Raw genomic sequence first — 26156 nt, forward strand, 5'->3', positions numbered from 1 at the left:
TCAGTGGTCGGAGTTCGCGGGCTTCCAGCGGAAGATGCGGCGCTCGGCGAAGGTCAGCAGGCCCTCGGCGACGAGTGCGACGACCGCGAGGATGACCATCGCCGCGTACACGCCGGCGGCGTTGAAGGTGCCCTGCGACTGGGCGACGAGCAGGCCGATGCCCTTGGTGGCGCCGATGTACTCGCCGACGATGGCGCCGATGAGGGCGAAGCCGAAGCTGACGTGGAGGCTGGTGAAGATCCAGGATGTGGCCGACGGGATGACCACCTGCAGGGTGACCCGCCGGTCGCTCGCACCGAGGATCCGGGCGTTGGCGACCAGGTTGCGGTCGACCTCGCGGGCGCCCTGGAAGGCGTTGAAGAACACCGGGAAGAACACGAGCACCACGGCCGACGCGACCTTGGAGGCGGGGCCCAGGCCGAACCAGATCACGAAGATCGGGGCGAGGACGATCCTGGGGATCGAGTTGAGCACCTTGATGTACGGACCGAAGACATCGGCCATGAAGGCGATCCGCCCGAGGGCGATACCGAAGACCACACCGGCGACGACACCGATGACCCAGCCGAGCAGCGCCTCGTGGAGCGTGTACCAGATCTGCTCGCCCAGGGAGCCGAGCGCGGTCCCGTGCATGATCCAGGTGTGGATCTGGTCCCAGATCTTCGACGGCATCGAGAAGTTGAACGGATCGATGACCTCGGCCCGGGACAGTGCCTCCCACAGGCCGAGCACGACGACCAGGAGCAGCACTCGTGCGGCGGCCACGACCGCCTTGCGCCTGCGGGCGGCCTGAGCCCGCGACTGTGCGCGGTCCGGTGTCTTGACGGTGTCGGCGACGGGCGTGGTGATGACCTCAGGCGACATGGGCGGCACCTCTTTCGCGGGTGATGCGGACCTCTTCGCCGAGGGACTCCCAGATCTCGCGGTAGATCTCGATGAACCGGGGCTCCAGACGCACCGACTCGACCTTGCGCGGCCGGGGCAGGTCGATGTCGAAGACCTGCTTCACCGTCGCGGGCCCGGCGGTCATCACGACGACCCTGTCGGCCAGCGCGATGGACTCCTCCAGGTCGTGGGTGACGAAGACGACGGAGGCGCCCGTGCCCTCCCACAGCTCCAGGAGCTCGTCCGACATCAGCGCCCTGGTCTGTACGTCGAGCGCGGAGAACGGCTCGTCCATCAGCAGGATCTCGGGGTCGTTGACGAAGGTGGCGGCGAGGGCGACGCGCTTGCGCTGTCCGCCGGAGAGCTGGTGCGGATAGCGGTCCTCGAAGGCGGCGAGCCCGACCCGGGCCAGCCACTCGCGGGCCTTCTCCTTGGCCTCGGCCTTCGGCACGCCCCGGAAGCGCGGGCCCGCCATGACGTTGGACAGGACCGACCGCCAGGGAAAGGTGGCGTCCTGCTGGAAGACGAAGCCGACCTTGTCACCGACGCCGGAGACCGGCTGCCCAGCCACCAGCACCTCGCCCTCGGTGGGCTCCTCCAGCCCGCTGACCAGGGTCAGCGTGGTCGACTTGCCGCAGCCGGTCGGGCCGACGACAGCCACGAACTCACCGCGCCCGATGGTGAGGTCCAGCTCCCGGACGGCCGTGTGCAAACCCCCCGACGGGGTCCTGAAGATCTTGCTCGCGCCCCGCAACTCGATGGCGGGGCTGGTGTCTGCGCTCATGGCCCGGGACGGTAGGTGTGGCCCCGGCCACAGCAGCAGTCTTCTGGGCGCAAGCCGTTCTTTTGCTCGCAAGCACCTGTTGTGCTCTTTTTGCTCGCGCTACAACTGCGGAGCACGAAACACGGGCTTAACGCTCGCCGGCCTTGTAAGGAGAGGCCTGATGATTGACGTCCTGGTCGTGGACGACGACTTCCGCGTCGCCGAGATAAACGCCAAGTACGTGGGAAAGGTTCCCGGCTTCCGGGTGGCCGCCCGCGCGCACAGCGCCGCCCAGGCCCTGGCCACCGTGGAACGCGGGACCATCGACCTGGTGCTGCTCGACCACTACCTGCCGGACCGCACCGGCCTCGAACTCGTCCACCTCATGCGGGAACAGGGCCACGGCACCGACGTCATCATGATCACGGCAGCCAGCGATGTGACGACCGTACAGAAGGCGATGCGCCTGGGCGCCCTGCACTATCTGGTCAAGCCGTTCACCTTCACCGCCCTGCGCAGCCGCCTGGACTCGTACGCCGCCCTGCGCCGCACCGTCGACCGGGTCGGCGGCCGGGGCCTGACGGGCCAGGAACAGGTGGACCGGATCTTCGGCGCGCTGCGCACCGCGCCCGCGCCGACCTCACCCGGCCTGCCCAGCGGTCAATCGGAGCCCACCACGGACCTCATCTGCGGCGTCCTGCACCGCGCCAACCATCCGCTGTCCGCCCACGAGGTCGCCGCCGAGACCGGCCTGAGCCGCTCCACGGCCCAGCGCTACCTGCGCCACCTGGAGCAGGCCGGCCGGCTCCGCCTCTCCCTGAAGTACGGCGACACGGGACGCCCGGAGCACCGGTACGCCTGGGTGGCGCCGTAACGCCTCACCACCCGGGCGCACGGACGGCGCCGCTCCGGTTCGCCGCCCTGGCATGCGGCCCGCACCTACACCGCCCCCGCTCCGGTGAGCGACCGCACCTCGGTCTCCGCGTGTTTGGCCTCGTCCGGCACCTCGTCCGAGGTGACGGTGCCGAGCCAGCCCGCGAGGAAGCCCAGCGGGATGGACACGATGCCGGGGTTCTGCAACGGGAAGTACTGGAAGTCGACGTCCGGGAACAGCGAACCCGGGCTACCGGACACCACCGGGGACAGCAGGACCAGCCCCAGCGCCGGCACGAGCCCTCCGTATACGGCCCACACCGCGCCGCGTGTCGTGAAGCCGCGCCAGAACAGCGAGTAGAGCAGCACGGGCAGGTTCGCCGAGGCGGCCACGGCGAAGGCCAGGCCCACCAGGAACGCCACGTTGAGGTCTCTCGCCAGCAGTCCCAGCGCGATCGCGACCACTCCGATGCCGACCGCCGCGACACGCGCCACCGCCACCTCACTGCGCGGCTCCTTGCGCCCGCGCCGCAGGGAGGCATACAGGTCGTGGGCCACCGACGCGGACGAGGCGAGGGTGATCCCCGCGACCACCGCGAGGATCGTCGCGAAGGCAACGGCCGCGACGACCGCGAACAGAACCGTTCCACCTGTCGAGTCGGCGCCGCCGCCCAGGTCGAGCGCCAGCAACGGAACCGCCGTGTTCCCGGCCGCGTTCGAGCGGCTCACGGCCCCCGGCCCGACGACCGCGGCCGCCCCGAACCCGAGCACGATCGTCATCAGATAGAAGCCGCCGATCAGCCCGATCGCCCACACCACCGAGCGGCGGGCGGCCCGCGCGGTCGGCACGGTGTAGAAGCGGGACAGGATGTGCGGCAGCCCGGCCGTACCCAGTACCAGGGCGAGCCCCAGGCTGATGAAGTCGAACCGCGCGGTCCAGTCCCCGCCGTACTTGAGCCCCGGCACCAGGAACGCGTTCCCGTGCCCGCTGCGCTCGGCCGCCGTGAGCAGCAGCCGGTCGACGTCCCCGTGGAACCGCACCAGGACGAGCACGGTCAGCGCGATCGTCCCGCAGAGCAGCAGGACCGCCTTCACGATCTGGATCCAGGTGGTGGCCCGCATCCCTCCCAACGACACATAGATGACCATGAGCGCGCCGACCCCGATGACGGTCCACGCCTGCGCCGCCTCGCCGGTCCGCCCGAGCAGCAGCGCGACCAGACTGCCCGCCCCGACCATTTGCGCCACCAAATACAGAACGGACACGGTGACCGAGGAAGTTCCCGCCGCGATCCGCACCGGCCGCTCGCTCATCCGCGCGGCCACCACGTCGGCGAGCGTGAACCGCCCGCAGTTGCGCACCAGTTCGGCGACCAGGAACAACACCACCAGCCAGGCGACCTGGAAGCCCACCACATAGAGCAGCCCGTCGTAGCCGAACAGCGCGATGAGCCCGGTCACCCCCAGGAAGGAGGCGGCCGACATGTAGTCACCCGCAATGGCAAAACCATTCTCCATCGGCGAGAACAGCCGACCGCCCGCGTAGAACTCCTCCGCCGAACCGTGGCGGTTGCGGCTCACCCACGTCGTGATCGCCAGCGTGACGGCCACGAATCCGCTGAACAGCACCAGCGCGAGCGCCTGATGACGATCCGTCACGATGCACCGCCTCGCACTCCACGCGTCAGTTCCTGTGTGTCCCAGCGCAGTTCGAGCGCGATCCGGTCCCTGCGCAGCCGCGCGTGCCGGGCGTAGGCCCAGGTGAGCAGAAACGTGGTGAGGAACTGCCCGAGGCCCGCGAGCATCGCCACGTTCACCGCGCCCGCGACGCGTCTGGCCATGAACCCAGGCGCCGCCGTCGCCGTGACCACGTACCCCACGTACCAGGTCAGGAAGACGGCGGCCCCCGGCACCACGAACCGGCGATACCGGCTGCGCACCTCCTGGAAGGCCGCGCTGCGCTGCACCTCCAGATACACGTCCCGCGCGCGAACGGCCTCCCCGCCCTCACGCGCACCCGGTACGGCGGGAGCCGGCACGCCCACACCGTCCAACTCGCCCCAGCCGGAGGCCAGCGCGTCGTACCACGGGTCCTCGTACCTCGCCTCGCGCGGCGGCCGGCTTGGGTCTTCGTGGTTGTCGGCCGAACCCTCGGGAGCGCCTCCGTCTCCGCGAGGACGACCGTTACTTGACTGCATGCCCAAGGATGGACAGATCGGGAAGATCCCCGACTCTTCTTCCCCGGGCACTTCACCCCATCAGGTGACTAATCCGCTGGTGGGCGCACCAGCCCCTTTCCGTACGCATAACGCACCGCTTGCGCACGGTCCTTGAGCCCGGTCTTGCCGAAGAGGTTGTTGATGTGCGTCTTCACGGTCGCGGTGGACACGCACAGCCTGCGGGCGATCTCCTGATTGCTGAGCCCCTCGGCGATCAGCACCAGGACCTCGGTCTCCCGCGCGGTCAGTCCGTCGGGCGCCTCGGTGGCCACCGGCTGAGGCTCGGGCTCCGACAGCCGCTCCAGCAGCCGCCGTTGCACACTCGGCGACAGCCCCGCGTCCCCGGACAGCACGCTCTCCACGGCCCGTACGATCTCGTCGCCGCCGGCGTCCTTGGTCAGGTAACCGCGCGCCCCCGCTCTCAGCGCCGGAAACAGCGACTCGTCGTCCGCGAACGTGGTGAGCACCACCACCTGGGTCCCGGGGTGCTCGGCCCGGATCCGCCGGGTCGCCTCCACACCGTCGCAGCGGGGCATCCGCAGGTCCATCAGGACCACGTCCGGGGCGAGTTCGGCGACCAGCTCGACCGCCTCCTCCCCGTCGGCCCCGGCACCGACGACCTCGATGCCCGGGAGGAGTCCGAGCAGCATCACGATGCCCTCCCGGACCACGGTCTGGTCGTCCACGACGACCACCCGCGCCGGCCGCCTCCCGGCCTCCTCCGTCATACGGGCACCCTCAACGTCACCGCGAAACCCTTCTCGTCCGGCCCGGCCTCCAGTGAGCCGCCCAGCAACTCGGCCCGCTCCCGCATCCCCAGCAGACCGTACCCGGCACCCGCACCGGTGAGCTCGCCCGGCTTCCCGCCCGAATCCCGCACGTCCAGGGTGACTTCGTGCTCGCTGTAGTCCAGGCTCATCCGGACCTTGGCACCGTGGGCGTGCTTGCGGACGTTCGTCAGCGCCTCCTGGGCGACCCGGCGTACGGCCTGTGACGCCTCGGCGGACAGCGGTCTGCGCTCACCCGTGACGGCGACCTCGGCGCCGTCGGCCGTGCTGACGAGCTCGGTCAGGAAGTCCTCCAGCGGGGTCAGCTCGCCGCGCAGCGCGGAGAGCGACTGCCGGGTCTCGGCGAGCCCGTCACGGGCCATCCCCCGCGCCGCCACGACCCGTTCGAGGATCCGCTCCCGGTCCGCGCCCCGCTCGATCAGCAGCCGGGCCGCCTCCAGGTGCACGAGCTGCGCCGAGAGGCTGTGCGCAAGGACGTCGTGGATCTCCCGAGCGATCCTGGCCCGCTCGGCCAGCGCCGCCGACTCCGCCTCGGCCGCGCGGGCGGCCCGCTCCTGGGCGAGCAGACGCTGGGCGCTGCCCCGAGCCTCGGCGTCGAGCCGCAGGACCCAGCCGGCGAGGGCCATGCCCACGACGGTGGCGGCGGTGGTCAGCCACACGTCGTTGTTGAACGCGGCGAACGAGGCGAGCGCCACGGAGGCGACGGGCAGAGCGGCGGCCAGCGGCATGCGTTCCAGGGCGGAGATGCCGCAGCCGCACCAGATCACCAGGGCCGGGCCTCTGAACCCCGTGGCCTGGGCGGCGACCGCGATCGCCAGGAGCACGCTGATGAGCGCCAGGGAGGGCACGAGCCGGTGCGCGTAGGTCGTGTGGAAGAAGGCCCAGGAGACGACGGCGGCCAGGATCACGGTGGCGACGGCGGTAACCGCTCCCCAGGGCGGGACGTGGTTCGCGCTGAAGGCGCCCCACAGCAGTATGGCGAGCACCAGCATGCGCACCGCCCAGGCCAGCATGCGCCGGGAACGGGGGCTTCCCATGCGGCCGAGCGCCTCGCGTGAGGGCCAGCTCGTCCAGAGGTTCTGCGTCACACGTGCTCCTTCCAGGCGGGCCGGACCTCGGTGTCACCGTACGCCGTGGCCTCTGTGGCACGGGCGGTCAGCGGTTGCGCCCGCCAGGCCAGGATTCCGGCGCGGACGAGCAGGGTGCCGGCGAGGGCGAGCATCAGGTCCGAGCTGTCCTGGTGCATGCCGATCAAAACGCCGAGTCCGAAGAGGCCGACGCGCAGGCCGATGCCGACGACCCAGACGATCACGCTCGCCTTGCTGCTCTTGGTCCAGACGACGCCGTCCGACTCCCTCCACACGCGGGTGGTCCAGGCCCAGCCGGCGCCGGTGGCCAGCCCTATGAGCACCTCGGCGGAGAGCAGCAGGGCGGACGCGGTGCGGTGGTGGGCGTCGAGTATGCCGGGCTCACGCAGCGCCAGGAACGCGAGGATCACCGGCACGGCCCACCAGCGCCGGTCGGTGTCGAGCGGGCGGGCGCGGAACTGCCGTACGACCACCAGCACGACGACGGCCACGATCACCAGCGCGTTGACGAGCCCGGACATCAGAGCCTCCGTGAGCGGGAAAGGGGAGCCGGCAGCAAGCACTGCCGACGCCTTCGACGCTACGGAAATTCGCAGGTCAGCAGATCGGAGCGGAGGTGGATCGAGGGTGGATCCAGTCGACGGAGCCCCCTCCACCCACGGGTGGAGACCCTCCCTGCACCCCCAGGTCACGCGGCCCTGGTCCGGCGAGGGGCGGTGGGTGACCCCCGGTCCGGGACCGAGACCTCGGCGCTGGCGCCCCGTGCCCTTACACACCTCGACCTCAGCGGCCGACAGCCATCGGGGCTCGACGGCGGCCTGTGGGTGCGTGCCCTGCGGGTTCGGTTCCCGGCGGCCCGTGCAGCAGGGTGCCCTGGGCTCGCAGGCTGGGTGTGGGGGCACATCGGATTCCGTGCCGTGCTGCTGCCGACGGAGGCGACGGCGTGCCTGGCCGCTCGGCTTTGCCGTGCTTCCTGCTGGGGCCATCGGGGTTGGTCCCTCGGGCTCCGGGCCGTCAGGCGTCGGGCTTCGGAACACAGGGACCAGGGTCGCCGGGTGACGGACCACGGGGACCGAGCGCCAGCCGGCTACGAACTGCAAGCACCGGGGTCACCGGGTCACGGGCCCCCGGTGTCCGGCAGGTGCTGCCGTCCTCGGCCCAGGCACAGCCCAGGCCAGTCCCATCCAGGCCACCCGCGCCCCGACCCGGCCCTGATTCAGCCCTCGCAGCTCAGCACCGAGCCACCAGCCACCAGCAGCCCGGCGGCCGGGCGGCCCGGCTTCGAACCAGCCCCTCCTCAACCCCGGCCAAAGCCCAGCGCAGCGGCTACGCGTCGATCCGCGACCGATCCAACGTAGCCGCCGAGCTGGAGATGAACTCCTTGCGGGGCGCCACGTCGTTGCCCATCAGCAGGTCGAAGACGCGCTCGGCGGCGTCCAGGTCGGAGAGGTTGATCCGGCGCAGGGTGCGGTGACGCGGGTCCATCGTCGTCTCGGCCAGTTGGTCGGCGTCCATCTCGCCCAGACCCTTGTACCGCTGGATGGAGTCCTTGTACCGGACGCCCTTGCTCTGGAACTCCATGAGCTTGTCGCGCAGCTCGCGGTCCGAGTACGTGTAGACGTACTTGTCCTGGCCCTTCTTCGGCTGGACGAGCTCGATGCGGTGCAGCGGGGGCACCGCGGCGAACACCCGGCCGGCCTCGACCATGGGCCGCATGTAGCGCTGGAAGAGCGTGAGCAGCAGGCAGCGGATGTGGGAGCCGTCCACATCGGCGTCGGTCATCATGATGATCTTGCCGTAGCGGGCCGCGTCGAGGTCGAAGGTCCGGCCCGAGCCCGCACCTATGACCTGGATGATCGCGCCGCACTCGACGTTCTTCAGCATGTCCGTCACGGACGACTTCTGAACGTTGAGGATCTTGCCGCGGATCGGCAGCAGCGCCTGGAACTCGGAGTTCCGCGCGAGCTTCGCCGTACCGAGCGCGGAGTCTCCCTCGACGATGAAGAGCTCGCTGCGCTCGACGTCGTCGCTGCGGCAGTCGGCGAGCTTGGCGGGCAGGGAGGAGGACTCCAGGGCCGTCTTCCGGCGCTGCGCGTCCTTGTGCTGGCGGGCCGCGATGCGCGTACGGGCGGCCGCGACGACCTTCTCCATGACGACCCGGGCCTGCGCCGCGGTGTCGCGCTTGGTGGAGGTCAGGAAGGCCTTGAGCTCCTTGTTGACCACGTTGTTCACGATGCGCCGGGCCGCCGAGGTGCCGAGGACCTCCTTGGTCTGGCCCTCGAACTGCGGCTCGGCGAGACGAACGGTGACGACCGCCGTGAGGCCCTCCAGGGCGTCGTCCTTGACGATGTCGTCCTCGGCGACGCGCAGCAGCTTCTTGGCGCGCAGCACCTCGTTCATCGTCTCGCGGACGGCCAGCTCGAAGCCGGCGACGTGCGTACCGCCCTTGGGCGTGGCGATGATGTTGACGAACGACCTGAGGGTCGCGTCGTAGCCGGTCCCCCAGCGCAGCGCCACGTCGACGCCGAGCTCGCGGGTGACCTCCTTCGGGGTCATCTGACCGTGCTCGTCCAGGACCGGGACCGTCTCCTTGAAGGTGCCCTGTCCGCTGAAGCGGAGGACGTCGCAGACCGCCTTGTCCGTGGCGAGGTACTCGCAGAACTCGCTGATTCCGCCGTCGAAGCGGAAGGACTCCTCGCCCTTGCTGCCGCCCTCGCCCAGGCCGTACTCGTCCCGGACGACGATGGTCAGTCCGGGCACCAGGAAAGCGGTCTGGCGGGCGCGCTGGTGCAGCGTCTCCAGGGAGAGCTTGGCGTCCTTGAGGAAGATCTGGCGGTCGGCCCAGTACCGCACGCGCGTGCCGGTGCGGGTCTTGGGGATCTTCTTGGCCTTGGTCAGGCCGCTCTTGGCCTCGAACTTGGCCTCCGGGCCGTTCGCCGCGAAGGCGCCCGGCACGCCGCGCCGGAAGCTGATGGCGTGGGTGTGGCCGCTGCGGTCGACCTCGACGTCGAGGCGGGCGGACAGCGCGTTGACCACGGAGGCGCCGACGCCGTGCAGGCCGCCGGAGGCGGCGTACGAGCCGCCGCCGAACTTGCCGCCGGCGTGCAGCTTGGTCATGACGACCTCGACGCCGGACATGCCGGTCTTGGGCTCGACGTCCACGGGGATGCCGCGGCCGTTGTCCCGCACCTCCACGGAGCCGTCGTCGTGGAGGATCACCTCGATGTGGTCGCAGTAGCCGCCGAGGGCCTCGTCGACGGAGTTGTCGATGATCTCCCAGAGGCAGTGCATCAGGCCTCGACTGTCCGTCGAGCCGATGTACATACCCGGGCGTTTGCGCACGGCTTCGAGGCCCTCAAGGACGAGCAGGTGCCGCGCGGTGTAGTTGGAACCGTCCCGGTCTGCTCCTGCCAGCAGAGCTGTGGACGGCACGGACGTCTCGGCGGTCACGCGGTTCGCTCCTCGCTGAATTTCAGGTGAGCCCCTTTTGGGTAAGGGGCCGGCTTCGGTCGCCGCTCAGAGGGTACCGAGGCCTGGTAGAGCCGATGTAACGCCACCCTCGTCTGAACTCAGACTAGTCCAGAGTCGCATGCGCGTTCGATCCCTCGATGGGGTGAAGTACACATCACGTTCCCTTCGAGGCATGAACCATTTAGGCTCCGGGCACGTCCTCCTGAACAACCGGCAACCCAGCCGGGAGGACTAAGACTGACAGACTGAGCGAACCCGTAAGACACATAAGACACGCTTTACGGCACATTCGCCGCCAACCGGCAGCAGGCAGCCGCCCCGGGAAAGATTCTTTCGAGGAAAAGCCACGAGCGGGAACGTTTTCGGGCTGGTTGGATGTTGACCCTGGTACGACAGCTCGTCGAGCTAGAGAAGAGGCGACGTGACTACTGTTCTGACCCCCGCGAGCCACCTGACGGCCGCCGATCGCTGCGACCGCTGTGGCGCCCAGGCATACCTGCGCGTCCTCTTGCTCAGCGGCGGAGAACTGCTCTTCTGCGCCCACCATGGCCGCAAGTTCGAGCCGGAACTCAAGAAGATCGCCGCTGAGATACAGGACGAGACGGAGCGGCTGACGACCGCTCCCGCATCCGCCTCCGACGAAGAGCGCTGACCTCTCGCATTCCCGACGAGCCAGCACCGGCACAGGCCGGACAAACGGGCGGCCGCTCCTTGCGAGGAGCGGCCGCCCGTCGTCGTCTCACAGGAGCCCTCAGGCGTCCTCAGACGCCTGCGTGCGACCCTCGCGAGCCACTGCCGGCGCTCGGGCCCAGCACCTTCACCACGTCGGACACACGGGTGTAGACCCCCGGGCTCCCCGCCCGCCCACAGCCGCTGCCCCACGACACCAGCCCGATCAGCCGCCCCCCGGCGACCAGCGGGCCCCCGCTGTCCCCCTGGCAGCCGTCGGGGCCGCCCTGGACCTCCCCCGCGCACAGCATGGAGTCCGCCCGGTACGTGCCGTCGACGCTGCCGGGATAGGCCTGTGCGCAGAGGGCGTCGGACAGCACGCTCACGCGTGCGGCGTGCAGCCCTCGCGGGTAGTCGCCCCCACCCGTCAGATCACCCCACCCTGACACCGTGGCGCTCGTTCCCGGCGCGTACGCCGAATCACCCTCGGCGGCCATCGCGATGACCGAACTCTGTGGAAGAGACGTGGCGAGGGTGAGTACGGCGAAGTCCCCGGCGTTGTCGACCGGGTCGTAGCGCGGATTGACCCGGATCCCACTCACCGGGATCTCTTCACCCTCGGATGACAGAAGGTCCGTACGGCCCGCGATGACCTTGAGGTCGCGTGCCTGGCCCGGGAACGTCCCCAGGACCTCCTCGCCCACGCAGTGGGCCGCGGTCAGCACCTTGGTCGGACCGATCACCACTCCACCGCAGAACTGACCCGCCCGCGTACCTCCGAACCGGTCACGGCTGGACAGGGCGACCGTCCAGGGGCTCTGGGACACCTCGATGGGGAACCCGCCCACGACGACGCTGTCGGCTGCCACAGGGGTCGCCTGCGTCAGCGGTATGGCGGCCACGGCGGCCGCCATGACCAGCGGCCGGACCAGTACCCGCGAAAAGGGACGACGCATACACGCTCCTCACACTGAGTGCTCTTGAGACACCCAGAGTGATCCAGGACGCTCCGGTCCGCAGCCCGAAGGCCCGGCCCCCCGAGGGGAGACCGGGCCTTCGGCGTCGTGCGATCGCGACCTAGTCGAGGTAGTCGCGCAGCACCTGCGAACGCGACGGGTGGCGCAGCTTCGACATGGTCTTGGACTCGATCTGGCGGATCCGCTCGCGGGTCACGCCGTACACCTTGCCGATCTCGTCGAGGGTCTTCGGCTGACCGTCGGTGAGACCGAAGCGCATGGAGACGACGCCCGCCTCACGCTCGGACAGGGTGTCGAGCACAGAGTGCAGCTGCTCCTGGAGGAGCGTGAAGCTGACCGCGTCGGCCGGGACGACGGCCTCGGAGTCCTCGATGAGGTCACCGAACTCGCTGTCGCCGTCCTCGCCCAACGGGGTGTGCAGGGAGATGGGCTCGCGGCCGTACTTCTGGACCTCGATGACCTTCTCCGGGGTCATGTCGAGTTCCTTGGCCAGCTCCTCCGGGGTGGGCTCGCGGCCCAGGTCCTGGAGCATCTGGCGCTGCACGCGCGCGAGCTTGTTGATGACCTCGACCATGTGCACCGGGATACGGATGGTGCGGGCCTGATCGGCCATCGCGCGGGTGATGGCCTGACGGATCCACCAGGTGGCGTACGTGGAGAACTTGTAGCCCTTGGTGTAGTCGAACTTCTCGACCGCGCGGATCAGACCGAGGTTGCCCTCCTGGATGAGGTCCAGGAAGAGCATGCCGCGGCCGGTGTAGCGCTTGGCCAGGGAGACCACCAGACGGAGGTTGGCCTCCAAGAGGTGGTTCTTGGCGCGGCGGCCGTCCTCGGCGATGATCTCCAGCTCGCGCTTGAGCTTCGGCGCGAGCTTGTCGGAGTTGGCGAGCTTGTCCTCGGCGAACAGACCGGCCTCGATGCGCTTGGCGAGTTCGACCTCCTGCTCGGCGTTGAGCAGGGGGACCTTGCCGATCTGCTTGAGGTAGTCCTTGACCGGGTCGGCGGTGGCGCCGGCCGCGGCGACCTGCTGCGCGGGCGCGTCGTCCTCGTCCTCGTCGGACAGGACGAAGCCGGCGCTCTCGGCGCCCTCCGGCTCGTCGCCGGGCTTGGTTTCCTCAAGGACCTCTTCGTCGGCCAGCTCGACGTCGTCCTTCTTGCCGGTGGTCTTCTTGGCCGCCGCCGTCGTCTTCTTGGCGACAGTCTTCTTCGCGGCCGCCTTCTTGGCGGTCGTCGCCTTCTTGGCCGCGACCTTCTTTGCGGGTGCGGCTTCCTCGGCGGGGTCGACGGCGGCAGGGTCCGCGGGCGCGGCCGGGGCGGCCGTGGTGGCGGTGGCCTTCCGGGTGGTCACCGTCTTCGCCGCGACCGTCTTGGTGGCGGTGCGCTTGGCCGGACTCTTCGCTGCGACGCTCTTACGGGTGCGCTTGGGCTCCGCGGCACTGACCATCAGCGTCACACCCTCTTCCTCGAGGATCTGGTTGAGGCTGCGCAGTACGTTCTTCCACTGAGTGGCCGGAATCTGGTCAGCTTCGAAGGCCCGACGCACATCGTCGCCGGCGATCTGCCCCTCAGCCTTTCCCCGCTCAATGAGCGCCATGACAGAGACGGACTCGGCGATCTCCGGCGGGAGCGTACGGGATGTGCTGGCCGACACGAACAACCTCTCGGAACGTTGAAAAACGGCTTCCGGCCCCGTCCACAGCGGACAGGAGCCGACCGCCGGCTTGGGGATGGGCCGACGGCGCGGGCAGGGGCCGGGAAGATTCACAGCGCCTTGAACGGCGTCCGTATTCCCTCCGCGGCTGTCACCTCTTAGGTCATCGCGCTGATCCCACGAGCGTTACGCCCAATCTGCGTGGCCCGAGTCACACCCCGCAAGCAATCAAAAAGGGTCAAATGCGGACAATCGAGCTCACCGATGGTCTTGACCGAGGCCGTTCCGACGATATGCCGCCTTCTCGCACCACCGGACCCCGCCGGACCCCAGGGGATCCCGCGGGGTCCGGCGGCAGACGGGTCCGAGTCCGGCGCCGTCACGAGGACGCGACACGCTCCGACCGCACCGGCCACGGGGCGGTGTCAGTGCTCGCGCGGGGCGGGCACCACGCGCTCCACCTCGGGATGCACGGTGAGGAGCTGACGCATGGCCGCCTCGGCCGTGGCGCCGTCACCCGTGCCCAGGGCGTCGACGATCCGCGCGTGCTGGGCCAGGGACGTCTCGTTCGGCCGGTCGCAGCCGGTGACGGGGCCGCCGGAGACCTGGAGGGCGGCCGAGACGATGCCCGAGAGGTGCTCCAGCATGCGGTTGCCGGCGATCTGGATGAGCAGCGAGTGGAACTCGGAGTCGGCGCGGGAGAAGGTGAGTGCGTCGCCCTGCGCCATCGCATGACTCATGATCTCGACCATGTCCGAGAGGCGCTGCTGGACGTCCTCGCGCCCGTGCCCGGCGGCGAGCCGGGCGGCGAGAGGCTCGATCGTCCAGCGTAGCTCGCTCAGCTCACGGCGCTGGTCGTCGCGCTGCGGCCCGAAGGCCCGCCACTCGATGATGTCCGGGTCCAGGAGGTTCCAGTCGCTGACGGGACGCACGCGCGTGCCCACGTTCGGACGGGCGCTGACCAGTCCCTTGGCCTCCAGGACGCGGAGGGACTCACGGACGACGGTGCGGGAGACCTCGAAGCGCTGGCCGATCTCCTCGGGCACGAGCGGGCGGTCCGCGCCCAGATCGCCCGAGACGATCATCTGGCCCAGCTGCTGGACGAGTTGGCCGTGCAGTCCGCGGCCGCGACTGCCCGCGGCACGTCGGCCCGCCCGGCCCAGCTCGGGGTCCACGCCCTCCCAGGCGGGCACGCCGACGCGGTCGGGGGTGGGGGACTCGGCGTAGGGGTACCGGTCGAGTTCGCCCGGGCCGACGAGACCAGAGTCTGCGGAGCGGGCGGCGGTCATCATGGTGTGCGCAAGGGTACTCACGGATCCTTTGTCGGCGCCGTCTCCAACTCCCTTGAGGTCTTTGGTGAAAAGCACACGAAAGGGTGATCGCTCACCGCGTCGCAATTGACGCCTTATCGGAAAGAAATGGGCTTTCTCCGGGGAGTTGTGTACACGACGGGATCGGAAGCGGGCGGACGGTCGTCATCGGACCCTGCTGCGCAGGGTCGTGAGCACATACGCGCAGAGCAGGGCGGTGAGCGACAACGACAGCGCACCGCCCACGGGTTGGGCGACCACCCGGACGACTCCGGCCAGATATCGCTCGCCCCCGAAGGGCCACTCCGGCAAAAAGACCTCCCTCATCCGCAGCTGAATCCCGGCCGCCGCTCGCACACCAGGCCCCTGCAGCGCCTTCTGTACGAGGGGTACGACGACGACGGGTACGGCGAGCACCGCGGCGAGCCCGGCCGTGGTGGACCGGAAGACGCCCGCCGCCAGCACTCCGGCCCAGGCGCACCCGACCACCAGGCCGAACCAACTCGCGCTCAACGAAAGCCAGTCCGCGGGAACCTGCGCGAGCTCCCGTCCGTAGACGAGATAGAGCGCTTCGGCGTCGCAGCCCAGGGTGAGGAAGGCCAGCAGCAGCGCCGTGGCCCCGGAGACGAGGAGCTTCGCGGTCAGCAGCCCCAGCCGGCGAGGCACGGTGCCGCGGTCCGCCGCCAGGGCGGGGTGGCGGAACTCGTCGCCGAAGGACAGCGCGCCCAGCAGTCCCGCACCGAGCGCCGCGGGCGGCAGCGGCAGCTGCGCGGGCCAGGCCGCGAACAGGCGTTCCTGCGGGGTGTGGCCGAGGCGGGCGAGCAGTACGGCGGTGAGCGCGGACACCGCGAGCACGGCACCGCTGGTGCCCCAGCCCGTCCCGATCCCGGCGGCACGGCGGAGTTCGTAGCGGAGGGGGCGGAGGGGGCTGGGGGCGGGGCGGACGGAGATGGGGGGCGGGAGGGGAGACAGGGAGTCCGGTGTGCGCGCTTCCGTGGCGCGTGGGGAGCCGGCCTTGTGCTGCGCGCCGTCGGCGTCGCGGGGATGCGTGGAGGCTGCGCGGGGCGCGCGGCCGGTCGTGGCCGCCGGGGCGTGCGAGGGATGTGTGGCGGTGGGTGCTTGGGTTTCCTCCGGGGCTTGTGCGGGGGTCGGCGCGTGGGCGTCTTGTGGTGCGTCGGCCGGCGTCTGGGGTGCATGGGGGGCTTGCGATGAAAGTGGCGTCGCGGGCGTGTGACGGTCGGGCGGTGCGGTGACGGGGGAGGGTGCGATGGGCGGAGTCGCGCGGTCGGGTTCGGGGCTGTCACCGGTCGTCCGAGCCGCCGCCGCGGAATCAGCGGTATGGCCGTCGTAGGCGTCGGCCTCCGGTCCCCCCGCGCAATGCGTGTCGCCCGGCAGCATCGTCGACGCCGCGGTCGGTGATGCGTCCGTGGCGGACCGGCCGTCGGCGGCTCGCGGTTGATCTGCCGCCCGTGACTCCGCGGGGTGCGCCTGAGCCGACTCGGCACCGCCCTGGAGGGGCTGCGGGCGATCCGCTGCCGCCGTTTCACCGGAGACCAGCGGCCACTCCCCCGGCGCACCCGACTTCCTCGGCCGATCCGCAGTCAGCCCGTCGTCGTGAACCGTCGGCCGCTCTCGCGCCGGCGCGTCGTCAGGGTTCCTCGGCCGCGCCCCTCCCGCTGCCCCTCCGAGCGCCTCGGACCACTCCATCAACAGCGCGTCCTCAGGGTTGCGCGGCCGGCCGACCACACGCGGCCCCTCGAACACCTCCGACCGTTCCGGCACCACCTGGTCGGCAAGTACCTCCGGTCGACTCGCCATCGGCGGCTCGTCGACGGCTTCGGGGCGCTCCTCCCGTGCCGTCTCGCCAACGGTGCGGTGGCCGTTCAGCGGAAACGCTTCAGCACCGGGTCCCATGTCGCCCGTCTCGTCGGCGAGTTGGTGGACGAGGATGCCGTGCCGAAAGGCGATCTCACCGACGGCGGCGGTGGTACTGCCATACACCGAGAGACGGTTGCCCTCCTCTCGTACGACCTCGACGGAGCGCTGGGCCGCCCGGGCCTCCTTGGTCAGCAGAGCCGCGAGACGGGCCGCGTGCGGGCTCCGGACGGCCACGCGGGGGCGCAGCCGGGTGCGGGCGAAACCGGCGGCTTCCTGGTCGGCGACGAGCCTGCCGCTCTCCAGGGTGACGACCCGGTCGGCGGTGCGTGCGGCTTCCTTCGGGTCGGCCGTGGTGAGCAGAACCGTCCCGCCCTGGCTCGCGTGGGCCCGAAGCACGCCGTGCAACCAGCGGCCCTCGCGAGCGGACAGCCCCTGCGTGGGGTCGTCCAGCACGAGTGTGTGCGGGTCGGACAGGAGGGCGCAGGCCAGCCCGAACCGACGGTCCATGCCGCGCGACAGGGTGCCCAGTCGCTCCTCGCGCAGGCTGACCAGGCCGACCACTTCGAGAACCTGGTCGGCGCGGCGGGCCGGGACGCCCGCGGCGGCGCACAGCATGCGCAGATGTCCCCGGACCGTGCGCGCCGGATGCCCGGGTACGTCGCCGAGGAGCACGCCGACTTCGCGCGCGGGGTGGGCGATGCGGTGGAGGGGCCGGCCTCTGAAGTAGGTGATCCCACGGCCTTGTTGGAGTTCGAGCATCAGACGTAGCGCCGTGGTCTTGCCGGCGCCCGGCGCTCCGAGGAGCACGGTGACATGACCCGCGGGCGCCTCGAAGGAGACGTCGTCGAGGGCGGGCGGGTGCGCCTTGCGGGGATTGCTGGTCAGTCCGAAGGCTTGGATCACCTGCAGCAAGATAGCGTGCTGTGTCCTATTTTTCGCGTATAACCCGATCTGTTCCGTATGAGGTGCCCGCAAATGTCCGACCCTTGTTCGCGGTTCCCCGGTTCAGGTCGGCTCGCGATCCGACCCCACACCTCCCCCACGCCTTCGCGGCAAAAGCGGTGTCACACCTCGGGGCGCAGCATCGGGGGGTTGAGAAGAGTGGCGCCGCCGGCACGGAAGAGCTGGGCCGGGCGGCCCCCCTGGCGGGTGGTCGTGCCACCGGTGGGAACGAGGAAGCCGGGAGTGCCGGTCACCTTGCGGTGGAAGTTGCGCGGATCGAGGGCCACGCCCCAGACGGCCTCGTAGACGCGGCGCAGCTCGCCGACGGTGAACTCGGGCGGGCAGAATGCGGTGGCCAGCGACGAGTACTCGATCTTGGATCGGGCCCGCTCCACCCCGTCGGCCAGGATCTGGTGGTGGTCGAAGGCGAGCGGTGCCATGGGCTCGCCGTCACGGCCGTATCCACCCTGCTGCAACAGTTCCTCGACCGGCGCCCAGCGGGCGTTGCTGGCGTCGCCGCCCGCCCGAGGAGCGGGCAGATCGGGGGCGAGGGCGAGGTGGGCGACGCTGACCACGCGCATGCGCGGGTCGCGCTTGGGGTCGCCGTAGGTCGCGAGCTGCTCCAGGTGGGCGCCGTTGTCCTGGGCGGGGACGGAGGGGTCGTGGGCGTGCAGCCCGGTCTCCTCGGCGAGCTCGCGCGCCGCAGCCTGTGCCAGATCCTCGTCGGCCCGTACGAAACCGCCGGGCAGTGCCCAGCGCCCCTGGAAGGGAGGCTCGCCCCTGCGCACCGCCAGCGCGCACAGGGCATGGCGGCGCACGGTCAGCACGACCAGGTCCACGGTGACGGCGAAGGGCGGAAAGGCTGACGGGTCGTAGGGCATGCGGCGATCATAGTCGTCTGCCTGACGATAAACACTCCCCTCATCGGTGGCATCGACGGCTGATCCACTTCGTCGCGGTATGAGACCTCCGGGTCGGCACGCGCTCTTGGTGCCGGTCACGTCGTACAAGGTCACGCTCCCAATTGCAGACCGTCCGCCGCCTCCTCGACCATGGCGAGCCCGAGTCGGCTGACCCGTACCGAGAAGGGGCCGCCCGCGATCCGCAGCCCGGTCAGGCCGATCTCGCCGAGAGGCGGGCCGGGCACGGGGCGCAGGGTCACGGTCCCGGCCGGAACATCGGGGCGGATGCCCACGAGGGCGGTCAGGAGCAGCACCCCGGAGGCGGCCGCCATGGCTGCCGGACGGCAGGCCGCCGGGTGGGGAACGGGGACGCTCCAGCCTGAGCGCTGCTCCCCTGCGTACATCTCGGGCAGCCGGTACCCGAAGTGCTCGGCAGCCGCCAGTACACCCCGCAGCAGGCTGCTCGCCTCCTTCTCAAAACCCGCGGCGGCCAGGCCCGCGACGGCGAGCGCCGTCTCCGGGACACGTACGGCTCCGGAGCGGTGGCCGAACGGGTTGTGTCCGGCCTCCTTCCTACCCAGGCCGCGCAGTCCCCAGCCCGAGTCCAGGGCGGGGCCTCCGAGCAGCCGGGCGAGTTGTTCGGTCCGCACCCTGTCGAGCAGGCCCGGGGCGAGTTCGCCCCCACCGAGCAGGCCGGTGTCGAGGAGGTGGACGGCGGTGGCGCCGAGGTGCGGAAGGAGGTGCCCGCCCGGGGTCCGGGCAGCCACCGGGCGGCCTCCCCCCGGGGTCTCGATCCAGAAGTCCTGGCGGAACGCGTCGCGCAGTGCTCGTGCCCATTGCCGCAGTTCGACGCCGCCCGGTCTGCCGTAGGCGTCGAGGAGGTCGGCGCCGAGCAGTGCCGCGCGGTGTGCGTGGGCCTGCGTCTCACAGCGGGCGGGGCCGCCCGGCTGTGGGTCGCACAGGTACGTGCCGTCGCCCACCGTGGCCCGCAGCCAGGCCAGACACCGCTCGGCCGTGGGCAGCAGCTCCTCGGTGTCCTGCTCCGGGAGCCCCCAGCGGCGGGCCTCCGCGAGCAGGGCGGGGAACAGCAGTGTGGCCTCCGTACCCGTGCAGCCCGGCGCCAGATACCGGCCGGCGTCGCGTCTCGGTCCGGGGATCAGGCCTTCCCGCGGCCCCGGGTCCGGGACTTGGGTGTGCGCGAGGGCGCGCAGGGTGCCCGCGGCGAGACGCGTACCGAGGGGCAGTGTCATCCGGGCGGCGGCGAGCGCCTCGGCCGGTGCCATGCCGCAGCGCCAGGGCACCCCTGCCGCGAGATAGGTGTCCGAGGGGCGGGCCGGGTCACGCAGGAGCAAGGCCTGGAGGTCCTCGACGCTCGTCCGCATGAGCGCCGGAACTCTGGGATCGTCACCTGCCGCCCGGGCGTGGGCCAGAGGGCTCGACGCGGCGCGCCCCACGGCCCACGGCGGTCCCGCTGCGTCCTGTCGCACCCGCAGTTCCACACTCGCCGTGCCGCCCGGCGGCAGCTCGAACTCCCAGCGCAGCAGCCCCGCCGAGGCCAGGGCGTCCGCGGGCGACGGCTCGGCCGTGACGGAGGACTTCGCGCCGGCACGGGCCCAGCGCAGACCCGAGTCGTGGACGCTGGCCGACGCCTCGGGGCCCGCGCTGCCGGAGGCGATGGCACCCAGGTCGGCAAGGTCCGTGCCGAGGGCCACCTCGACCGGCAGACGCAGGGAACGGGAAGCGGAACTGTGGAAGGTGATCCGCTCGGTTCCGTCCGCGTGCCGGATCCGCTCGACGACCACGTCCGGGTCCGGGCCGATGCCCGGGGTGGCCCGCAGCGTCCCCACGAAGCGCGCCTGGTCAGCCGCGATCATCCTGGCCTGCACGGCGAGCGGCTCGCGTCCGGCCACCCTGACCTGGCAGCGCGAGAGCAACCGCCGGCCGCCCCGGTAGAACCCCTCCAGCCCCTGCCCGGTCAGCTGTCCCTGATCCGTGGAGATGACGAGGCCCGGCAGGGCGACGCAGATCAGGGTCGCGTGGGTGGGCGGGATGTCGGCGGGGTGGCGTGGGGGCGGGAGCGGGGCGCGTGCGCCGGCCGCTTGTGCTGAGAAAGCGGGTGGTCGGCGGGGCGGGCCGGCGGACGTCGGCGACGGCGACGGCGACGGCGACGGCGACGGCGACGGCGACCAGGCTTGCGGGGTCGAGGGGCGTGCCGGTTCGCCCGTGCCTTCCGGCCGTGAAGAGCTGGTGCCGCCCGGTGGGAGGGGTGCGGGACTGCCCGGGGTTGGGCAGTCGGCGACGGTGGAAGGCGGAGTCGGCTGATGCATCGGGCGATTTCTTCTGCGCTCTGTGCGCCTCGGCCGCACTCGGCGCCAGGCGGAGGGACAACTGACGTGCGGCGGCCCGGCCCGTCCGGGCGATCCGCCACACAGGTGAACGGAACGGGACTCTTCCTGGTCACGCCTCCCTTCGGGGGAGCCGACCAAATGGCCGTCACACGGAAGGGCTCCTGTGCCCTTCGTGCCGGTCCGTCGTCGCCGCAGGAGTGACAGCGGGCCGCCCGCGACACATCGGGCCCACGGGATCAGGATTTGGGCCCACGGAGCGAAGCGTCGGGCCCACGGGGTCCGAGGTCCTGGACACCACCCGATCCGGTGGACGCCAGGTGCCGAGCCACCGTGGCTCATACGTCCCCCGCGGTGCCGTCACTGCCGGATCGGGCGCCTCCCGATGCGGTGTCTCCACGCCGCTTCTCGCCCTTCTCCCCCGCTCGCGTGCGGGAGCCGCTCGGTTTTCCGGAACCGGGGCGTGGACGACCCGCGGCGGGGGTGCGCGGATGCCTGCGGCCCGTCCGGGGCGGCCGGTCCTCCTCTCCTTCCGGTCGGAGACGGCCGGCGGCGCCCTCGGTGGGTCGTACACGGCGCCTTCGGCGGGGGCCGGGCTCCGAGGCACACGGCCGAGTCGGGGCGACGGCCTCCTTGCTTCCGGTCTCGCCTTCGGACTCCTGCCCGGTCTCCTCTTCGGGCCCGGCGTCAGCGCGGCCCGCGCGTTCAGCTCGCAGGCAGCGGCGAATCGCCTCGGGGTCCAGGCCTTCGTTGCAGGCCTGGTGGAGGAGGCGGGCGAAGAGGTAGTCCGGGTCCGCGCCGAGCGCCATCGCCAGGGCCTCCCTGGCTTCCAGGTCGTCGCCGGTCGACCAGGCGACCCAGCCCGCCAGGGTGAGCGGCGCGGCGGCGTGTTCGCCGTACGGTCCGACGCAGCGGCGGGCCAGGGCACGCCACAGGCGCAGGGCCGGACCTGCTTCGTCTTCCTCCATCCACGCGGCGGCCCGGTCCCGCGTCGTACGGTCCTGCAGGCCGAGGATGAGCCTTGCCGCCTCCTCGTGCGTGAGCAGTCCGTCGTCGCGGAGGTCCAACGGGAGCGTGCCGGACACGGGCGGCGCGGCGGCGAACCGGCTCAGGGCCTGTTCGGCGAGGGCGAGGGTTTCCCGGGCCACGTCGGCACGGGTCGCATCGTCGAGGATCCGGGGCACCATGGCCATGCCGACGGTGTCCAGGGCGATCTCCTGCTCCAGCGCGGCGGAGATCTCCCAGGGGAGCAGCCTGGCCCGCAACTCACGCAGCGTGCCGCGCACCTGGACACCGGCGTAGGTGGCCGCGGCCGCCAGTACGGAGGTGCCGGGCAGGCCCATCGGCGCTCCGTCGTCCGGGCAGCATCCCTTGCTCGGGCAGCAGTACGACCAGAATCGACCGTCCGAGATGCACAGTGCCTCGACGACCGGTACGTCGAGGTGGCCGCACTCGGTGCGCAGCAGTTGGGCGAGCGGGCGCAGACGCCGCATGACGTCCTGGCCGGACTCGCCCCGCGCCGGTTCCGAGCAGACGTAGGCGACCATCTGCTCGGGCCGGGCGCCCCTGCGCTCGCTGCCGGACACCAGGCCTTGTGCCAGCTGCCGGGCGGCCGATTCCCAGTCGTCCGCGCTCGTGGGGATGCCGAGCCGGGCACGGCCGCCGAACCGGCCGCGTCCGCCATGATCGTGGAGGGCTACCAGCACGATGCTGTCCTCGGGGCGGTACCCGAGCAGATACGGCAGCGCGTCGGCCAGTTCGGCCGGGGTGCGCAGGGTGACCTGGTTCTCGTGCACGGCCTGCGGGCCCGGCAGGACCGGCCCGACGCCCGCGACGTTCCGGGGGTCGGCCCCATGCCCGGTGTCCGCGGCACGCCGGGCGTCAGGCCCGTGTCCGGCGCCCTCGACGTGCCCGTTGTGCGCGTCGTGTACGTCACGTCCCGCGATGTCGCCGTTTTCGGAGGGTCCAGTGGTTTCGCCGTGATTCGTCATGCGGAGACGATCTCGCGGACGCCAAGATTCCGCTTGAGCCTGTGGATAAGTCCGATCAAGGACACGACAACCGGGCCGCCGAGCCCGCTCTCCGTGCCACGGGCGCCCGGATGTCAGTCCCGTCCTGTTGGATGGAACGCATGGAGCACACGAGCAACGCGGACCTCCGGGCACAGGCCGACTCCGTCCTCGCCCGTCTCGTCGGGGACGCCACGGGCACGGCCCGGCTGCGGGAGGACCAGTGGCGGGCGATCGAGGCGCTGGTCGCCGACCGGCGCCGGGCCCTGGTCGTCCAGCGCACGGGCTGGGGCAAGTCCGCGGTCTACTTCGTGGCGACCTCGCTGCTGCGGAGCCGGGGCAGCGGGCCCACGGTGATCGTCTCGCCGCTCCTCGCGCTGATGCGCAACCAGGTGGAGGCCGCCGCCCGCGCCGGAATCCACGCCCGCACCATCAACTCCTCCAACACCGAGGAGTGGGACACCATCCAGGCGGAGATCGCGGCCGGCGACGTCGACGTCCTGCTCGTGAGCCCGGAGCGCCTGAACAACCCTGACTTCCGCGACCAGGTCCTGCCCAAGCTGGCCGCCGCGACCGGACTGCTCGTCGTGGACGAGGCGCACTGCATCTCCGACTGGGGCCACGACTTCCGCCCCGACTACCGGCGGCTGCGCACCATGCTCACCGACCTGCCGCCGGGCGTGCCCGTACTGGCCACCACCGCCACGGCCAACGCCCGCGTGACCGCCGATGTCGCGGAGCAGCTCGGCACCGGCGGCGCGTCGGACGCGCTGGTGCTGCGCGGCCCGCTGGACCGGGAGAGCCTGAGCCTGGCCGTGCTGCGGCTGCCGGACGCCGCGCACCGCATGGCGTGGCTCGCCGATCACCTCGACGAGCTGCCGGGCTCCGGGATCGTCTACACGCTCACGGTCGCCGCCGCCGAGGAGGTCACCGCCTTCCTCCGGCAACGCGGGCACACCGTCGCGTCGTACACGGGAAAGACGGAGAACGCCGAGCGGCAGCAGGCGGAGGAGGACCTCCTCGCCAACCGGGTCAAGGCCCTGGTGGCCACCTCGGCACTCGGTATGGGCTTCGACAAGCCCGACCTCGGTTTCGTGGTGCACCTCGGCTCGCCCTCCTCCCCCATCGCCTACTACCAGCAGGTGGGCCGCGCCGGGCGCGGCGTCGAGCACGCCGAGGTGCTGCTCCTGCCGGGCAAGGAGGACGAGGCGATCTGGGAGTACTTCGCCTCGCTCGCCTTCCCGTCCGAGGACCTGGTGCGCCGCACGCTCGATGTCCTGGGCCGGGCGGACGGTCCCCTGTCGCTGCCCGCCCTGGAACCTCTGGTGGAGCTGCGTCGTTCACGTCTGGAGACCATGCTGAAGGTCCTCGACGTGGACGGGGCGGTTCGGCGCGTCAAGGGCGGCTGGGTCGCGACCGGACAGCCGTGGGCATACGAGGCCGAGCGGTACGAGTGGGTGGCGCGGCAGCGGAAGACCGAGCAGCAGGCGATGCGCGCGTACGCGTCCACGACGGACTGCCGCATGGAATTCCTCCAGCGGCAGTTGGACGACGAGGGTGCCAAGCCCTGCGGGCGCTGCGACAACTGCGCGGGGGCGCGCTTCTCGGCGGACGCGTCCACGGCCGCGCTGGACGCCGCGCGGATCGATCTGGGCCGGGCGGGCGTGGAGGTGGAGCCGCGCCGCATGTGGCCGACGGGCCTACCGGCGATCGGCATTGATCTCAAGGGCCGCATTCCGGCCGGTGAACAGGCTTCGCCGGGACGTGCGTTGGGGCGACTGTCGGACATCGGCTGGGGAAACCGTCTGCGCCCGATGTTCGCGCCGCAGGCGCCGGACGCACCGGTGCCCGACGATGTGGCGCAGGCCGTGGTGGGCGTGTTGGCCGACTGGGCCAAGGGGCCCGGCGGCTGGGCCTCCGGCGCGGACGACGCGCAGCCCCGTCCGGTGGGCGTGGTCACCATCGCCTCGCGCACGAGGCCGCGACTGATCCATTCCCTGGGGGCGCGCATCGCGGAGATCGGCCGGCTGCCGCTGCTCGGCTCCGTGGACTACGCCGGTGAGGTGTCGCGGGTCTCGCGCAGCAACAGCGCGCAGCGGCTGAAGGCGCTCGACGGCGCGTTGACCGTCCCGCCGTCCCTCGTCACCGCGCTCTCCGAGGCCCGCGGGCCCGTGCTGCTCGTGGACGACTTCACCGAGACCGGCTGGACCCTGGCCGTCGCGGCCCGCCTGCTCAGGAAGTCCGGGGCGCAGGGGGTGTTGCCGCTGGTCCTGGCGGTCCAGGGTTGATCCCGTGCCGCGCGTCGGCGCCGCCCCGCAACCTGCGGACGAACGTGTCCCGCTCGAACGTCTCATGTGTCCTGAGGCGCCACACTGGGGAGGGATATAAGCCACGCACCACCAGATAACAGTCGGTGGCCCCAATTGCTCGTTGCCGCATCCAAGTTCGACAGGAAGAATTGAGGTCCGCTCCCCGCACGGCTTGTCCGTGATCCGGTTGGGCTCTGCTGCGGTGCGCGTCCCCTGAATCCGACCCCGCCCGCAGTATGGGCGCGTAGCCGAAGGGAGGAACGTGACCTTCGGATTCGCTCCGTCCTCGGCGGCATCGTTGTCGATGTCCGCGTCCGCCGTTTCCGCCAGCCGCCTGCTTGAGCCCGCCGAGTGGGCCGCCGCCGGGATCCCGCTGCTGCGCAACCCCCGTGAGGTCGTCAGCGGCCTGCACACCCGGCACCTTCCCCGGCCCGCGACCGCGGTCGTGGCCGTACTCGATCCCGAAGAACGACTGTTGGCCAGCGCGTCGTTCACCCGCCGCACCGCGCCGGCCGACGGCTGGATGTTCCGCAACGCGCTGCTCGCCCAACTGCGCCGGGTCATTCCGCACGATCTGCGGCGCCGCACACCGATCCGCACCGCCGTACTGCTCTACTGCCGCGAGGGGGACGCGCGTTGGACGGAGGAGGACGGGGCGTGGATGTGGGGGCTGCGTGACGCCTGCACGCTGCACGGGCTGCGCTGCGGGGCGTACATCACGCTGACCCATGACGGCTGGCAGGTGCTCGGCGAGGGCCGGGGCGGCCGCCGCCCGAACGTGGACTCGGCACCGGAGCCCTTCTCCACCTCGGAGGCCCCGCCCCCGCCGCTGCGCACCGGCGGCGCCGCCTCGGACGTCCTGCGCCGCGTGGCGGCCCGCTGACGATCGCCCACGTGCGCTCACCCCGGCCCGGACGACCGTCCCAGCCGGGTGAGGGCATGCGTCACCGCGGACCCGAAGCCGACACACCGGCCGGAGTGCGCCGAAGCAACGCCCCGCCCCTCCGGACAGCCTGGCCGGGCAGGTTCCTGCGACGCCGTCGATCGCGACTGAGCACGCGGCGGCCGCGGCACGTA

General features: G+C 71.3%; 19 protein-coding genes. 4 read left to right on the forward strand and 15 right to left on the reverse strand.

Annotated elements, in window-relative coordinates; genetic code table 11:
- Both ACWGKT_RS39105 and ACWGKT_RS39110 read right to left on the reverse strand, forming a co-directional pair.
- Nucleotides 1–864 (reverse strand): ABC transporter permease, encoded by an 864-nt coding sequence (locus ACWGKT_RS39105; protein WP_356154827.1) that lies wholly within the window; start codon nucleotides 862–864, stop codon nucleotides 1–3.
- Nucleotides 854–1669 (reverse strand): ABC transporter ATP-binding protein, encoded by an 816-nt coding sequence (locus tag ACWGKT_RS39110; protein ID WP_356154824.1) that lies wholly within the window; start codon nucleotides 1667–1669, stop codon nucleotides 854–856. The genes ACWGKT_RS39105 and ACWGKT_RS39110 overlap by 11 nt, the downstream gene beginning before the upstream one ends.
- A gap of 160 nt (nucleotides 1670–1829) precedes the next feature.
- Here ACWGKT_RS39110 and ACWGKT_RS39115 point away from each other — a divergent pair, with 160 nt between their 5' ends.
- Nucleotides 1830–2522 (forward strand): response regulator, encoded by a 693-nt coding sequence (locus ACWGKT_RS39115; protein WP_453277407.1) that lies wholly within the window; start codon nucleotides 1830–1832, stop codon nucleotides 2520–2522.
- 65 nt (nucleotides 2523–2587) lie between these two features.
- Here ACWGKT_RS39115 and ACWGKT_RS39120 read toward each other — a convergent pair whose 3' ends face one another.
- The 6 genes from ACWGKT_RS39120 to ACWGKT_RS39145 all read right to left on the reverse strand — a co-directional run bounded on the left by ACWGKT_RS39120 (nucleotide 2588) and on the right by ACWGKT_RS39145 (nucleotide 10066).
- Nucleotides 2588–4180 (reverse strand): solute symporter family protein, encoded by a 1593-nt coding sequence (locus ACWGKT_RS39120; RefSeq protein ID WP_453277408.1) that lies wholly within the window; start codon nucleotides 4178–4180, stop codon nucleotides 2588–2590.
- Nucleotides 4177–4719, reverse strand: coding sequence for a DUF485 domain-containing protein (locus tag ACWGKT_RS39125; protein WP_453277409.1), 543 nt, complete (start codon nucleotides 4717–4719; stop codon nucleotides 4177–4179). Before ACWGKT_RS39125 ends, ACWGKT_RS39120 begins: the two co-directional genes overlap by 4 nt.
- Nucleotides 4720–4787: 68 nt before the next feature.
- Nucleotides 4788–5468, reverse strand: coding sequence for a response regulator (locus tag ACWGKT_RS39130; RefSeq protein WP_453277410.1), 681 nt, complete (start codon nucleotides 5466–5468; stop codon nucleotides 4788–4790).
- Entirely contained in the window at nucleotides 5465–6616 is a 1152-nt protein-coding gene (locus ACWGKT_RS39135; RefSeq protein WP_356154809.1) for a histidine kinase, read from the reverse strand. The genes ACWGKT_RS39130 and ACWGKT_RS39135 overlap by 4 nt, the downstream gene beginning before the upstream one ends.
- Nucleotides 6613–7137, reverse strand: coding sequence for a DUF1453 domain-containing protein (locus ACWGKT_RS39140; RefSeq protein WP_453277411.1), 525 nt, complete (start codon nucleotides 7135–7137; stop codon nucleotides 6613–6615). The genes ACWGKT_RS39135 and ACWGKT_RS39140 overlap by 4 nt, the downstream gene beginning before the upstream one ends.
- 805 nt (nucleotides 7138–7942) lie before the next feature.
- Complete coding sequence (locus ACWGKT_RS39145) at nucleotides 7943–10066, reverse strand: DNA gyrase/topoisomerase IV subunit B (RefSeq protein ID WP_356154802.1); 2124 nt, start codon at nucleotides 10064–10066, stop codon at nucleotides 7943–7945.
- A gap of 442 nt (nucleotides 10067–10508) precedes the next feature.
- Between ACWGKT_RS39145 and ACWGKT_RS39150 the strand changes: the two genes are divergently transcribed.
- Entirely contained in the window at nucleotides 10509–10739 is a 231-nt protein-coding gene (locus tag ACWGKT_RS39150; RefSeq protein WP_453277412.1) for a DUF7455 domain-containing protein, read from the forward strand.
- A gap of 109 nt (nucleotides 10740–10848) precedes the next feature.
- Here the strand turns inward: ACWGKT_RS39150 and ACWGKT_RS39155 are convergent, their stop codons facing one another.
- The 7 genes from ACWGKT_RS39155 to ACWGKT_RS39185 all read right to left on the reverse strand — a co-directional run bounded on the left by ACWGKT_RS39155 (nucleotide 10849) and on the right by ACWGKT_RS39185 (nucleotide 22752).
- On the reverse strand, nucleotides 10849–11712 hold the full coding sequence (locus ACWGKT_RS39155; protein WP_453277413.1) for a serine protease: 864 nt from the start codon (nucleotides 11710–11712) through the stop codon (nucleotides 10849–10851).
- A 121-nt stretch (nucleotides 11713–11833) separates the two neighbouring features.
- Nucleotides 11834–13384 carry an RNA polymerase sigma factor gene (locus ACWGKT_RS39160; protein ID WP_453277414.1) on the reverse strand — a complete coding sequence of 517 codons (1551 nt, stop codon included), beginning with the start codon at nucleotides 13382–13384 and terminating at the stop codon, nucleotides 11834–11836.
- Between the two features lie 425 nt (nucleotides 13385–13809).
- Complete coding sequence (locus ACWGKT_RS39165) at nucleotides 13810–14697, reverse strand: FadR/GntR family transcriptional regulator (RefSeq protein ID WP_453277415.1); 888 nt, start codon at nucleotides 14695–14697, stop codon at nucleotides 13810–13812.
- A gap of 162 nt (nucleotides 14698–14859) precedes the next feature.
- Nucleotides 14860–17475, reverse strand: a complete 2616-nt coding sequence (locus ACWGKT_RS39170; RefSeq protein ID WP_453277416.1) for an ATP-binding cassette domain-containing protein — start codon at nucleotides 17473–17475, stop codon at nucleotides 14860–14862.
- A gap of 161 nt (nucleotides 17476–17636) precedes the next feature.
- Nucleotides 17637–18395 carry an NUDIX hydrolase gene (locus tag ACWGKT_RS39175; RefSeq protein ID WP_356156112.1) on the reverse strand — a complete coding sequence of 253 codons (759 nt, stop codon included), beginning with the start codon at nucleotides 18393–18395 and terminating at the stop codon, nucleotides 17637–17639.
- 131 nt (nucleotides 18396–18526) lie between these two features.
- Complete coding sequence (locus tag ACWGKT_RS39180; protein ID WP_453277417.1) at nucleotides 18527–20743, reverse strand: glycogen debranching N-terminal domain-containing protein; 2217 nt, start codon at nucleotides 20741–20743, stop codon at nucleotides 18527–18529.
- 356 nt (nucleotides 20744–21099) lie between these two features.
- A complete protein-coding gene (locus ACWGKT_RS39185; protein WP_453277418.1) occupies nucleotides 21100–22752 on the reverse strand; it encodes a DUF4192 family protein in 1653 nt (550 codons plus the stop codon).
- Between the two features lie 140 nt (nucleotides 22753–22892).
- Here ACWGKT_RS39185 and ACWGKT_RS39190 point away from each other — a divergent pair, with 140 nt between their 5' ends.
- Together ACWGKT_RS39190 and ACWGKT_RS39195 are read left to right on the forward strand one after the other, a co-directional pair.
- Nucleotides 22893–25058: a RecQ family ATP-dependent DNA helicase gene (locus tag ACWGKT_RS39190; RefSeq protein WP_453277419.1), complete on the forward strand. Its 2166-nt coding sequence runs from the start codon at nucleotides 22893–22895 to the stop codon at nucleotides 25056–25058.
- A gap of 283 nt (nucleotides 25059–25341) precedes the next feature.
- Complete coding sequence (locus ACWGKT_RS39195) at nucleotides 25342–25962, forward strand: hypothetical protein (protein WP_356156100.1); 621 nt, start codon at nucleotides 25342–25344, stop codon at nucleotides 25960–25962.
- The last annotated feature ends 194 nt before the right edge of the window (nucleotides 25963–26156 follow it).

This window comes from Streptomyces sp. NPDC054794, assembly GCF_053611585.1.

Coding starts and splice junctions, on each gene's coding strand:
- ACWGKT_RS39105 (WP_356154827.1), bottom strand. CDS start 864: ATGTCGCCTGAGGTCATCACCACGCCCGTCGCCGACACCGTCAAGACA.
- ACWGKT_RS39110 (WP_356154824.1), bottom strand. CDS start 1,669: ATGAGCGCAGACACCAGCCCCGCCATCGAGTTGCGGGGCGCGAGCAAG.
- ACWGKT_RS39115 (WP_453277407.1), top strand. CDS start 1,830: ATGATTGACGTCCTGGTCGTGGACGACGACTTCCGCGTCGCCGAGATA.
- ACWGKT_RS39125 (WP_453277409.1), bottom strand. CDS start 4,719: ATGCAGTCAAGTAACGGTCGTCCTCGCGGAGACGGAGGCGCTCCCGAG.
- ACWGKT_RS39130 (WP_453277410.1), bottom strand. CDS start 5,468: ATGACGGAGGAGGCCGGGAGGCGGCCGGCGCGGGTGGTCGTCGTGGAC.
- ACWGKT_RS39140 (WP_453277411.1), bottom strand. CDS start 7,137: ATGTCCGGGCTCGTCAACGCGCTGGTGATCGTGGCCGTCGTCGTGCTG.
- ACWGKT_RS39155 (WP_453277413.1), bottom strand. CDS start 11,712: ATGCGTCGTCCCTTTTCGCGGGTACTGGTCCGGCCGCTGGTCATGGCG.
- ACWGKT_RS39175 (WP_356156112.1), bottom strand. CDS start 18,395: ATGCCCTACGACCCGTCAGCCTTTCCGCCCTTCGCCGTCACCGTGGAC.
- ACWGKT_RS39180 (WP_453277417.1), bottom strand. CDS start 20,743: ATGCATCAGCCGACTCCGCCTTCCACCGTCGCCGACTGCCCAACCCCG.
- ACWGKT_RS39185 (WP_453277418.1), bottom strand. CDS start 22,752: ATGACGAATCACGGCGAAACCACTGGACCCTCCGAAAACGGCGACATC.
- ACWGKT_RS39190 (WP_453277419.1), top strand. CDS start 22,893: ATGGAGCACACGAGCAACGCGGACCTCCGGGCACAGGCCGACTCCGTC.